The following is an 11,768-nucleotide window of genomic DNA, read 5'->3' on the forward strand; positions in this document are numbered from 1 at the left end:
AATCTCCCGGACAGGCGCCTGGCCTAGCCGGAGCAGCCGCGGCGTCAATCCCTCACTAGGGAGCGCAGCGCCTCGATCTGGTCCGCTTCGTGCGGAGGCTTGTCCCAGCGGATGCGGTGAATCCGCGGAAAGCGCATGGCGAGACCGGACTTGTGCCGCTTGCTCTCGTGCACGCTGTCGAAAGCCACCTCGAAGACGAGGCTCTTGTCGGTTTCGCGCACCGGTCCGAAGCGGTTGACGGTATTGCTGCGCACGTGGCGGTCGAGCTTCTTCAGTTCCTCGTCCGTGAATCCGGAATAGGCTTTCCCGACAGGCAGCAGGTCGGCTCCTTGGTCGGGATCGCCGTCCCAGCAACCGAAGGTGTAGTCGGAAAAGAAGCTGGATCGCTTCCCGCTGCCGCGCTGGGCGTACATAAGCACACAGTCGACCAGCAGCGGATCGCGTTTCCACTTGTACCAGTAGCCGACGCGTCGCCCCGCGATATAGGGGCTGTCCTTGCGCTTGAGCATGAGGCCCTCGATCGCATCGTCGCGGCTGCCTTCGCGGATTTCTGCCAGGTGCTCGAAATCGCGGGCCTCCACCAGGCTCGAAAGGTCGAAATGGCTTTCCGGCAGCCGTGCCATCAGCCGCTCCAGCGCCGCGCGGCGACTGGTCCAGTCCTTTTCGCGCAGGTCATCCCCCTCGGCGATGAGGACGTCATAGAGGCGCACGAAGGCGGGCGCTTCGGCAAGCATCTTCTTGCTCACGGTCTTGCGGCCGAGGCGCTGCTGGAGCGCGTTGAAGCTGGCGGCGCCTCCGGCCTCTCCGCCCTGCACATTGCCTCGCACCAGCAATTCCCCGTCGAGCACGGCGTTGAACGGAAGCACGTCGAGAAGTTCGGGGAACGTCGCAGAGATATCGTCGCCACTGCGCGAATAAAGCCGGGTTTCACCGCCTGCCCGTACTAGTTGCACGCGGATGCCGTCCCATTTCCATTCGGCGGCATATTCCGCCGGGTCGACGACCGTTTCTTCCAGCGGATGCGCGAGCATGAACGGCCGGAAAGTCGGCAGGTTCTCGATATCGGGCGGGTCCTTTCCGTGCGCTGCCCAGTCGAACAGTTCGGGATAGGGCGCGGCGAGGCCGTGCCAGTACTCTTCGACTTCGTCGACTGACACGTCGAACGCCTGTGCGAAGGCGGTCTTCGCCAGTCGGCTCGAGACACCGATGCGCATTCCGCCGGTCGCCAGCTTGAGCAGGGCATAGCGACCCGATGCGTCGAGCCGGTCGAGCAGGCGCGGCAGTTCGGTGACCACGCTCTTGCGGTTCATCGAGGAAAGGAGTTCGACCGCCTCGCTCACCGTGGGCGGGGAGGGTGGCTCCTCCGGTGCCGGCCAGAGTAGGCTGGCGGTTTCTGCCGTATCTCCGACGAAGTCGCGGCTGAGCGTCCAAAGGACCGGATCGACGCGGTCCTTCATCAGATTACGGATGGTCGAACTCTTTACGGCTGGAAAATCCAGTCCGTCAGCGAGTGCGGCCAGCGCCCAGCCCCGGTCGGGATCGGGTGTGGCCCTCAGATATTCCGCAATCAGGCGCAACTTCTCGTTGCGCGACCGCGTATAGACCAGGGCATCGACGAGTGCGGCAAACTCTTCCACGCTCAATCGTCCTCGTCTTCATAGCCGACGAGAGCCAGTGCGCGGGCGCGCCTTTGATGCAACTGGCACCAGCGCAGCAGTGCATCCTCGCGCCCGTGGGTAATCCAGTTCTCCTGCGCATCGACTTCGCGGATCGTGCGGGTGAGCTCGCTCCAGTCCGCGTGGTCCGAAATGACCAGCGGCAATTCGACGTTTCGCTGACGAGCACGCTGGCGCACACGCATCCAGCCGCTTGCCATGGCAGTGATCGGATCGGGCAGGCGGCGGCTCCAGCGATCGTTCAGCGCAGATGGCGGACATACGACGATGGCCCCGCGCATTTCTTCTCTCGTGTGGTCGGCGACCAGCCGAAGCTCGCCAAGATCCACGCCGTGCTCCTCGTAGAGACGGCACATCTTCTCCATCGCGCCGTGCAGGTAGATCGGGTCCGTGTGCCCAGCTTTCCGCAATTCCGCGATGACGCGCTGCGCCTTGCCCAGGGCATAGGCACCGACAAGCACGCAGCGATCCGGATGGGCGGCGAGCCGGTCCAGCAGCTTGCGCATCTCCTCCTCGATCGGGGGATGGCAGAACACGGGCAGGCCGAAGGTCGCCTCGGTGATGAAGATGTCGCAAGCCGTGACCTTAAAGGGCGGGCAGGTGGGGTCGGCGCGTCGCTTGTAGTCGCCTGTCACGATCACTCGTTCGCCCGCATGTTCTAGCAATATCTGCGCGCTGCCGAGAACATGGCCTGCCGGGATGTAGGTCGCATCGACCCCGCCGGGCAGGCGGATCGTTTCGCTATATTCGACCGGGGTAGCGCCTTCGGAAGTTGCGTAGCGCAACTTCATGATCGCCAGCGTTTCGGGGGTTGCGACGGTCTGGCCGTGACCTCCGCGCGCATGATCGGCGTGGCCATGCGTCACCAACGCCTTGCCGACTGCCCGCGAAGGATCGACCCAGCAATCGGCCGGCTCGATGTAGATCCCGTGCGGTTCGGGTTTGATCCAGGAAAAAGGCGCGGCCATCGCCGACTCAAGCGAAAGGGGCGCGAACCGTTCCCGATCCGCGCCCCTTCGATTGCTTAAGGCAGGATGTCAGTCCTTACCCTTATCGCCCTTGCTGCCGCCTTCGCTGGCATCTGCGTCGGGCTTTTTCTTGGGCGCCGCCTTCTTCTTCGCCGCGGGCTTGCGCTTCGGCTTGGTCTTGGGCGGGGCGGGTGTGAGTTCGAACGACGGCTTGCCATCCTTCATCGTCACTGCGACTTCACCGCCATCGGCCAGCTTGCCGAACAAGAGTTCTTCGGCGAGCGGCTGCTTGATCTTCTCCTGGATCAGGCGACCCATCGGGCGTGCACCGTAGAGCTTGTCATAGCCCTTGTCCGCCATCCATGCGCGCGATTCCGCGTCGAACTGGATATCGACATTCTGTTCGGCCAGCTGCAGTTCGAGCTGGAGGATGAACTTGTCGACCACGCGGGCCACGGTTGCCTTGTTGAGGTAACCGAACGGCACGATTGCATCGAGACGATTGCGGAATTCCGGCGTGAACATGCGCTTCACCGCTTCCTCGCTCGCATCTTCCTTGGATACGTCGCCGAAACCGATGCCCTGCTTGGCCATGTCGGATGCACCCGCATTGGTCGTCATGATGAGGACCGCGTTGCGGAAATCGACCGTTTTGCCGTGATGGTCGGTCAGGCGACCGTTATCCATCACCTGCAGCAGGATGTTGAAGAGGTCCGGGTGGGCCTTCTCGATTTCGTCGAGCAGCAGCACGCAATGCGGATTCTGATCAACCGCATCGGTTAAAAGACCGCCCTGGTCGTAACCAACATAGCCCGGAGGCGCACCGATCAGGCGGCTGATCGAATGACGCTCCATGTACTCGGACATGTCGAAGCGCTTGAGTTCGATACCCATGATCGAGGCGAGCTGGCGCGCGACTTCGGTCTTGCCGACGCCGGTCGGGCCGCTGAACAGGAACGAACCGATGGGCTTGTCCGGATCGCGCAGGCCTGCGCGGGACAGCTTCATGGCCGTCGACAGCTTCTCGACTGCCGGATCCTGGCCGAAGACGACGTGCTTGAGATCGCGCTCGAGGTTTTCGAGTGCTTTCTTGTCGTCGCTCGATACCGATTTCGGCGGGATGCGCGCCATTGTCGCAATGACGGCTTCGACCTCGCGTGCGGTGATCTTCTTTTTGCGGCGGCTCGGCGGCACCAGCATCTGCATGGCGCCCACTTCATCGATCACGTCGATCGCCTTGTCGGGCAGCTTGCGGTCGTTGATGTAACGCGCCGAAAGCTCGACGGCGGTCTTGAGCGCATCGGGGGTGTACTTGACCTTGTGATGCTCTTCGAAGGCGCTGCGCAGACCCTTGAGGATCTTGATCGTGTCCTCGATCGTCGGCTCATTCACGTCGATCTTCTGGAACCGGCGCAACAGGGCGCGGTCCTTTTCGAAGTGGTTGCGGAATTCCTTGTAGGTGGTCGAGCCGATGCAGCGGATCGAACCGCTCGAAAGTGCGGGCTTCAACAGGTTCGACGCATCCATCGCGCCGCCGCTGGTCGCGCCGGCACCGATCACCGTGTGAATTTCGTCGATGAAGAGCACGGCTTCGGGCATGCTCTCGAGCTCGTTCACGACCTGCTTCAGCCGCTCCTCGAAATCGCCGCGATAGCGGGTGCCTGCCAGCAGCGCGCCCATGTCGAGCGAGTAGATGACCGCGTCCTGCAGCACTTCGGGGACGTCGCCTTCGACGATCTTGCGCGCGAGACCTTCCGCGATGGCGGTCTTGCCGACGCCCGGATCACCGACATAGAGCGGGTTGTTCTTCGACCGGCGGCACAAGATCTGGACCGTGCGGTCCACTTCCGGCCCGCGGCCGATCAGCGGGTCGATACGACCGTCCTCGGCCTTCTGGTTGAGGTTCACCGTGAACTGGTCGAGTGCGGTTTCCTTCTTGTCGCCGCCCTTCGCCTGTTCGGGAGCATCGGGACTTTGCGCTTCTTCCGCGCCCTGCGGCGGACGGCCTTCGACCTGTTTGCCACCCTTGCCGATGCCGTGGCTGATAAAGCTGACCGCATCGAGACGGCTCATGTCCTGCTGCTGCAGGAAATAGACCGCATAGCTGTCGCGTTCGGAGAATAGGGCCACCAGCACATTTGCGCCGGTCACCGTGTCCTTGCCCGAAGACTGGACATGCAGGATCGCGCGCTGGATCACCCGCTGGAAACCGGCTGTCGGCTGCGGATCGGCACCGTCGTCCGATTTCAGCGACTGGTATTCCTGTTCGAGATATTGCGTGACGACCGTCGTCAGTTCGCCGAGATCGACACCGCAAGCGGTCATGACCTGGGCGGCGTCCTCATCGCCGATAAGCGCGAGCAGCAGGTGCTCCAGCGTCGCATATTCGTGGCGACGCTCGCCCGCATCGGTGAGAGCTGCGTGAAGGGTCTTTTCGAGGTTCGCGGCGAAGCTTGGCATTCGGTTCCTACTTTCGAGGGACTCGCAGAATGGCGAGACAGGGAGAGCCTAAGGGGTCAAGCTTGACGAAAGCTGACCACGCGGCGGCGTGTTTCGTGCATATGGGAAGCGGGCTGCGGAATTTCAGCCCCCCGACCACCGCCTAGTCCTTTCGCCCGAACAGGGCGTCGGCTGCATCGCGATGCGCGGCGGCTTTCAGGCGGTGTTTTTCGACACGCGCGATCTCGTCTTCGAGAAGACGGATGCGGTCGGCCAGTTCGTCGATGGAATAGGGTGCCAGGTCTTCTCCGGCGAGGAGGCTGGCGGCATCGCCTTTGGGGCGTGGACGGGCGTCGTCATCCATGGCGGCCATGCTCTGCCTTTGCGCGGTTGCTGTCAACACGGCTGCGCGTTAATGCACCGCTTCGTGGCCGCCGGGCCGCACATTTGAAAAGGGGGAAGGTTTGGCCAGCAATCTGCCGGAAACGATGACCGCGATGGGCTTCGATGCACCGGGTGGTCCGGATGTTTTTCGTGCCGAAACCCTGCCCGTCCCGGTGCCCACCGGCAAGCAGGTGCTGATCAAGGTCGACCATGCCGGCGTGAACCGGCCCGATGTAATCCAGCGCCAGGGCTTCTATCCGCCCCCGCCGGGTGCCTCGCACATTCCGGGGCTGGAGGTTTCGGGGACGATCGTGGCGATCGGTAACGAGGCCCCGCCGGAGATGCTCAACCGCCGCGTCTGCGCGCTGGTATCGGGCGGTGGCTATGCCGAATATTGCCTCGCCCATGCGGAACACTGCCTGTCGGTCCCGCAGGGCATGGACATGGCAACCGCTGCGGCAATTCCCGAAACACTGTTCACCGTGTGGCACAATGTGTTCGAGCGGGGCTGGGCGCGCGACGGGGAAACCTTCCTCGTTCACGGCGGCACCAGCGGGATCGGCACAATGGCGATCCAGCTCGCCAAGGAATTCGGCCTCAAGGTCGTGACCACGGCGGGCAGCGACGAAAAGTGCGAGGCTGCGCGCGGCGTCGGCGCGGATCTCGCGATCAATTACAAGACCGACGACTTCGTCGAGAAGGTGAACGAGTTTACCAATGGCGAGGGGGCGGATGTCATCCTCGACATGGTGTCGGGCGATTACGTGCAGCGAAACCTGGACTGCCTCGCAGTCGACGGGCGTCATGTGACGATTGCCGTGCTCGGCGGGCTGAAGGCGGAAATCAACATGGCGAAGCTCATGAGCAAGCGGCAGACGCTGACCGGCTCGACGCTGCGCCCGCGCTCGGACGAGTTCAAGGCTCTGCTGGCAGACGAAATCTACAACCATGCGTGGCCTCTGTTCGAGGACGGCACGGTCGCCCCGGTCATGGACGAGGTGTTTCCGCTGACCGAGGTCGGCGCGGCCCATGCCCGTATGGAAGCAGGCGATCACATCGGAAAGATTGTCCTCAAAGTGTCCGGCGAGGACTGACTCCGAACCGTAGCAAAGACGCGCTTGTGTAATGCGCCTGCGATGCTGACGTAACAATTCCCTGCCATGCACGCCCCAGATTCAGGGGGAATGTGCATGACCAATCTCACGCCCGACCTTACCGCTTTCGCCAATGTTTCCAGCTTCCTGCCGGTCAAACCAAAGGTGCCCGAACGCACCAGCCTGGAGGAGCGCCGCCGCTTCCGTACGATCTGGATCAGCGACATCCATCTCGGCACCAAGGGTTGCAACGCCGAACTGCTGATCGACTTCCTCGACCACACCGACAGCGACACGATGTATCTGGTCGGCGACATCATCGACGGTTGGCGGCTTAAGAAGAAGTTCTACTGGCCAGCCGAACACAACGACATCGTCTGGCGCATCCTCAAGCGCGCACATCGCGGTACGCGCATCGTCTACATTCCCGGCAATCACGACGAGATGGTGCGGCCCTTCTCGGGCATGAATTTCGGCGGGGTGGAGATCGCTCGCGCGGCATTTCACGATACTGCCGATGGGCGCCGCCTCATGGTCCTCCATGGCGATGAATTCGATACCGTCATGCTCGCCCACCGCTGGCTCGCTTTCGTGGGCGATGCGCTTTACCACGCCATGATGCAGCTGAACGGCTGGGTCGCCTCGGTGCGCAAGCTGCTGGGCCTGCCGTACTGGTCGATCTCGAAAGCGGCCAAGCACAAGGTGAAGAATGCCGTCGAGTTCATCTCGAAATATGAATCGGTAGTTGCGCGGGCCGCGGGCGAACGCGGTGTCGACGGCGTGGTCTGCGGCCACATCCACACCGCGGAAATGCGCGACTTCAAGCACGGCGAGGGCGAGGTCGCCTATTACAACGACGGCGACTGGGTCGAAGGCTGCACCGCGCTGGTCGAGCATTTCGACGGCACCATGGAAATCCTCCACTGGCCCGACGAAATCGCCAAGCGCGAGGCCGAAAAGGCCGCGCAGGCGGCACCGGCCATGCAGGCTGCATGAACGCGCAGCGCCTGTCGCTCGAATTCGAGGGGCCTGCCATTACCCCCCAGCGGATCGCCATCGTAACCGACGCGTGGCTCCCGCAGATGAACGGCGTGGTCCGCACGCTCACCACGACGTGCGACCATCTGCGCAGATTGGGCCATGATGTGATGGTCGTCTCGCCCGATGCCTTTCGCAGCGTCCCGTGCCCGACATATCCCGAAATCAGGCTCGCGCTGACGAGCCCGGCGACAATCTCCGCGCGCCTGCGTGCTTTCACCCCGGATGCCATCCATATCGCGACCGAAGGCCCGCTGGGGCTGGCGGCGCGCCATCACTGTGTGAAGCATGGCATCGAATTCACCACCGCCTATCACACCCAGTTTCCCGACTATCTGGCCAAGCGCACCCGCCTGCCAAGCGACTGGTTCTGGCGCTACATCGGCTGGTTTCATCGACCCGCTAGCCGGATCCTGGTGGCAACGCCGAGCATCCGCACGGAGCTGAGGGAGCATGGCCTGGACCGGCTCCATCATTGGAGCAGGGGTGTCGACCTTGATTGCTTCACCCCAGACGCGCCGCCGCCAAAGGAGTTCGAGAACCTCCAGCGACCGATCCAGCTTTACGTCGGAAGAGTAGCGGTGGAGAAAAATCTCGAGGCTTTCCTCGACTCCTCGCGCCCCGGCAGCAAGGTCGTAGTCGGCGACGGTCCGGCGCTCGAGCATCTGCGCAGGGCCTATCCCGATGCCCTCTTTCTTGGCCGCAGGACTGGAAGCGAGCTTGCCGGTTGCTATGCCGGCGCGGACGTTTTCGTCTTTCCCAGCCTCACCGACACCTTCGGCCTTGTCATGATAGAGGCGCTTGCTTGTGGAACCCCGGTCGCGGCATTTCCCGTTGCCGGACCGCGCGACATCGTGTCCGACGAGGTCGGGGCGCTTTCGTTTCAGCTCGACCGGGCGATCGACGCCGCACTTTATTGCGACCGCAAGGCCTGCGCCCGTTTCGCGCGGCAGTATTCATGGGAAGCGGCCAGCGCGCAATTCCTCGACGGACTTGCGCCGCTCTCGCACCGGGAAACAATCCGCGCCTGAGCCGGCGGCGGGCTGATCGCGCTTGCCGAATCCGCACCTGTCGCCTACATGCGAAGGGCAACGGCCGCTCCGCGAGGGGCGGCCCTTCTATTTTCAGACTTGAGAAAAGGCATATTCATGGCCGACCAACCCACTCCGCTGATGCCGCATGCGACCGCCACCTGGCTGGTCGACAACACCGGTCTTTCGTTCGAACAGATCGCCGAGTTCTGCGGCCTCCACATCCTGGAAGTCCAGGCCATGGCCGACGATCTCGCCAGCAGCAAGTACACCGGTCGCGACCCGCTCCATTCGGGCGAGCTGACGCAGGAAGAAATCGAGAAGGGGCAGGCCGATCCGGAATACCGGCTCAAGATGCAGCGCGCGCCCGTCGCGGTCAGCCGCACTAAGGGCCCGCGCTACACGCCGGTTTCGAAGCGGCAGGACAAGCCCGACGGTATTGCATGGTTGCTGCGTAGCCATCCGGAAGTTTCGGACGCCCAGATTTCCAAGCTCATCGGCACAACGCGCAACACGATCACCGCGATCCGTGAGCGTAGCCACTGGAACATCCAGAACATCCAGCCCAAGGATCCGGTCACTCTGGGCCTGTGTTCGCAGCGCGAGCTTGATGCCGTCGTCGCCAAGGCAGCCAAGAACAAGCCCGTGACCGAAGAGGGTGAGGCTGCGGCAACACCCAGCGGTGTCAGCGATCGCGAAAAGCTGATCGAAGAACTGCGCGCCGAACGCGATGCCAATGAAAAGGCCGCCGCCGAAGCTGCACAGGAAGCCGAGGCCGAGGAATGGCTGCGCGCCAAGCGTGCGGCCGAAGAAGCGGGCGAAGCACCTGCGGCCCCTTCCGACGAGGGCTGAATTTCCTCCGACATACGATACGCGAAGGGCGGGCGAGGCACAGAGCTTCGCCCGCCCTTTTTGCTTGCGTTTAGTGCGAGATAGGCCATGTTACTGACATGGATGTAAGCAAGTATACCTATCACCATCCGACGCCGTGGGACGCGAAGTTCGAAGTGGCCAGCCTGCCCGATCTGCTGGCCAAGACGACCGCGAAGAATCCGCAGGCGCCGTTCCTCCATTTTCTGGGACGGACCTATACCTACGGCGAGATTTTCGCCGATGCGCAGCGCTTCGCTGCTGGACTGATCGAAATGGGGATCGCCAAGGGCGACAGGGTCGGACTGTTCCTGCCCAATGTCCCGATTTACGCCTCGGCATATTATGGTGCGATGATGGCTGGTGCGATCGTCGTGAACTTCTCGCCGCTCTACACGGTCGAGGAACTGAGCTGGCAAGTCGAAGATTCCGGCACCCGCGTCCTCGTGACCGTTGATGTGCCCGAACTATACGGAACTGCCGAGCAGGTTCTTGAGGAATCGAGCCTCGAAAAACTGGTGGTTGGATCGCTGGCGGATATGCTCCCGTCGCTGAAGGGCCTCGCATACAAGCTCTTCAAGCGTAGCCAGATTGCCAAATTGCCCAAGGGGAAGTCGAGTGCTTCTGTCCGGCGCTGGTCGGATGTCCAGGGCGACCTCGCTTGGGCCAACTGGCTGGATGGACGACCGCCCCAACTGCCCAGTATCGATATCGAGAACGATATCGCCCTGCTCCAGTATACCGGCGGCACGACCGGGCGGCCCAAGGGCGCCATGCTCGGGCATTCCCAGCTTGCGATGAACGCGCAGCAGGTCGCCGGCCTCAACCCTTACGGCGATCCATCGAGCGAAGTTTTCATGGGCGCATTGCCATTCTTCCATGTCTTCGCAAATACCGCGCTCTTGAACCACGCCATGGTGACCGGCGCTTCGATCGCCATGGTCCCGCGCTTCGAGGCAGGGCAGGTGTTGGAGACCATTGCAAAGTACAAGACCACCGGGTTTCCGGGCGTCCCCACGATGTTCCAGGCACTGCTCGACCATCCCAAGCTCTCTTCGACCGATGTCTCGTCGATCAAGGTGTGCATTTCCGGGGGCGCGCCCATGCCCGCGCCGGTCCACACCAAGTTCGAGGAAACGACCGGGGTTCGCATCGTCGAAGGATACGGACTTACGGAAAGTTCGGGCGTAGTGTCGGCCAATCCCTATGAGGGGGTGCGCAAGAAAGGCACGATCGGCCAGGTGGTGATGGGCACCGAGGTCATTTTCCTCGACAAGGAAGATCCCACGAAACTCGCCCCCGAAGGAGAACCTGGCGAACTGGCGGTTCACGGACCGCAGATCATGCGCGGTTACTGGAACCGTCCGGACACCGATGCCGACACGTTCGTCGAACGCGACGGCAAACGCTATCTTCGCACTGGAGACGTCGCGACGATGGATGAGGACGGATTCCTCGAAATTGTCGATCGCATCAAGGACATGATCGCCGTGGGCGGATTCAAGGTCTTCCCGAGCCAGGTGGAGGATGTCCTGCTCGAAAACGCCGCGGTCAAGGAAGCGCTCGTGATCGGCATTCCGGACGATTACCTTGGCGAGTGTCCGAAAGCCTATGTGACGCTGAACGCCGATGCCGAAACGGACGGCGACGCCCTGCGCCAATGGCTCAACGCTCGCATCGGCAAGCACGAACGCGTGTGCGGTGTCGAAGTACGCGAAGAACTGCCCAAGACCATGATCGGCAAGCTCGACCGCAAGGCTTTGCGCGCCGAAGTGCTCGACTGAGGACTTGTCGGCCTATTCCATGAAAGAAGAAGGTCGCCCTGCGTCGTGCGCAGGGCGACCTTCATCCCCTCCAAACTGTAAGCGGCTTTAGCTGGCGACCTGGAGGTCCGGCTTGCTCGCCTGCTGCTGCTGCGGCGCCGCTGCGGCGGGCTTTGCATCGCGGTGTGCGAAGCGGCCCTCTACCTGTGCGCCCTGTTCGATGGTCAGCGCATCGTAAAATACGTCGCCATTGATCTTGGCGGTTTTCAGGATGACCAGTTCGCGGGCAGTAATCGATCCATTGACGGTGCCCGCCAGGCGGGCACTTTCCGCCTTGATCGCGCCGGTCACGGTGCTGGTTTCGCCCTGCACCAGGCTGGAGCAGGAGATGTCGCCTTCGACGCTGCCGTCGATATGCAGGTCGGCCGAAGCCTTGATGTCGCCCTTGATGGCAAGGTCCGAACCGAGGACCGAAAACGTGGAATTGCTCTTGCTGGCCATGGGT

Annotated in this window: 10 protein-coding genes; 5 read left to right on the forward strand and 5 right to left on the reverse strand. The window is 62.6% G+C overall.

All coding sequences use genetic code 11. From position 1 onward, the window contains the following. Window positions 1-44: 44 nt before the first annotated feature. From BM173_RS02870 to BM173_RS02885, 4 genes are all read right to left on the reverse strand, one after another. Window positions 45-1,637, reverse strand: coding sequence for a cisplatin damage response ATP-dependent DNA ligase (locus tag BM173_RS02870; RefSeq protein ID WP_090477114.1), 1,593 nt, complete (start codon window positions 1,635-1,637; stop codon window positions 45-47). A gap of 2 nt (window positions 1,638-1,639) precedes the next feature. Next, entirely contained in the window at window positions 1,640-2,644 is a 1,005-nt protein-coding gene (locus BM173_RS02875; RefSeq protein WP_090477116.1) for a ligase-associated DNA damage response exonuclease, read from the reverse strand. A 69-nt stretch (window positions 2,645-2,713) separates the two neighbouring features. Then, complete coding sequence (gene clpA, locus BM173_RS02880; protein ID WP_090477118.1) at window positions 2,714-5,104, reverse strand: ATP-dependent Clp protease ATP-binding subunit ClpA; 2,391 nt, start codon at window positions 5,102-5,104, stop codon at window positions 2,714-2,716. Window positions 5,105-5,246: 142 nt separating this feature from the next. Next, the gene (locus BM173_RS02885; protein ID WP_090478415.1) at window positions 5,247-5,447 is read right to left on the reverse strand and encodes a DUF1192 domain-containing protein; all 201 of its coding nucleotides are present in this window, start codon (window positions 5,445-5,447) and stop codon (window positions 5,247-5,249) included. 100 nt (window positions 5,448-5,547) lie between these two features. Here BM173_RS02885 and BM173_RS02890 point away from each other — a divergent pair, with 100 nt between their 5' ends. The 5 genes from BM173_RS02890 (at window position 5,548) to BM173_RS02910 (ending at window position 11,284) form a co-directional block, all read left to right on the forward strand. After that, window positions 5,548-6,561, forward strand: a complete 1,014-nt coding sequence (locus BM173_RS02890; protein ID WP_245755736.1) for an NAD(P)H-quinone oxidoreductase — start codon at window positions 5,548-5,550, stop codon at window positions 6,559-6,561. A gap of 96 nt (window positions 6,562-6,657) precedes the next feature. After that, complete coding sequence (locus BM173_RS02895; protein WP_090478421.1) at window positions 6,658-7,557, forward strand: UDP-2,3-diacylglucosamine diphosphatase; 900 nt, start codon at window positions 6,658-6,660, stop codon at window positions 7,555-7,557. Further along, window positions 7,554-8,630, forward strand: coding sequence for a glycosyltransferase family 4 protein (locus BM173_RS02900; RefSeq protein ID WP_090477120.1), 1,077 nt, complete (start codon window positions 7,554-7,556; stop codon window positions 8,628-8,630). Before BM173_RS02895 ends, BM173_RS02900 begins: the two co-directional genes overlap by 4 nt. Window positions 8,631-8,747: 117 nt before the next feature. After that, window positions 8,748-9,482 (forward strand): DUF1013 domain-containing protein, encoded by a 735-nt coding sequence (locus tag BM173_RS02905; protein ID WP_090477122.1) that lies wholly within the window; start codon window positions 8,748-8,750, stop codon window positions 9,480-9,482. Window positions 9,483-9,580: 98 nt separating this feature from the next. Then, window positions 9,581-11,284, forward strand: coding sequence for a long-chain-fatty-acid--CoA ligase (locus BM173_RS02910; protein WP_090477124.1), 1,704 nt, complete (start codon window positions 9,581-9,583; stop codon window positions 11,282-11,284). Between the two features lie 87 nt (window positions 11,285-11,371). Here BM173_RS02910 and BM173_RS02915 read toward each other — a convergent pair whose 3' ends face one another. Then, window positions 11,372-11,764: a bactofilin family protein gene (locus BM173_RS02915; protein ID WP_090477126.1), complete on the reverse strand. Its 393-nt coding sequence runs from the start codon at window positions 11,762-11,764 to the stop codon at window positions 11,372-11,374. Window positions 11,765-11,768 lie beyond the last annotated feature (4 nt).

Source organism: Qipengyuania nanhaisediminis, assembly GCF_900115585.1.
Classification (GTDB): domain Bacteria; phylum Pseudomonadota; class Alphaproteobacteria; order Sphingomonadales; family Sphingomonadaceae; genus Qipengyuania; species Qipengyuania nanhaisediminis.

Coding starts and splice junctions, on each gene's coding strand:
- clpA (WP_090477118.1), bottom strand. CDS start 5,104: ATGCCAAGCTTCGCCGCGAACCTCGAAAAGACCCTTCACGCAGCTCTC.
- BM173_RS02915 (WP_090477126.1), bottom strand. CDS start 11,764: ATGGCCAGCAAGAGCAATTCCACGTTTTCGGTCCTCGGTTCGGACCTT.
- BM173_RS02895 (WP_090478421.1), top strand. CDS start 6,658: ATGACCAATCTCACGCCCGACCTTACCGCTTTCGCCAATGTTTCCAGC.
- BM173_RS02885 (WP_090478415.1), bottom strand. CDS start 5,447: ATGGATGACGACGCCCGTCCACGCCCCAAAGGCGATGCCGCCAGCCTC.
- BM173_RS02875 (WP_090477116.1), bottom strand. CDS start 2,644: ATGGCCGCGCCTTTTTCCTGGATCAAACCCGAACCGCACGGGATCTAC.
- BM173_RS02910 (WP_090477124.1), top strand. CDS start 9,581: ATGGATGTAAGCAAGTATACCTATCACCATCCGACGCCGTGGGACGCG.
- BM173_RS02905 (WP_090477122.1), top strand. CDS start 8,748: ATGGCCGACCAACCCACTCCGCTGATGCCGCATGCGACCGCCACCTGG.
- BM173_RS02900 (WP_090477120.1), top strand. CDS start 7,554: ATGAACGCGCAGCGCCTGTCGCTCGAATTCGAGGGGCCTGCCATTACC.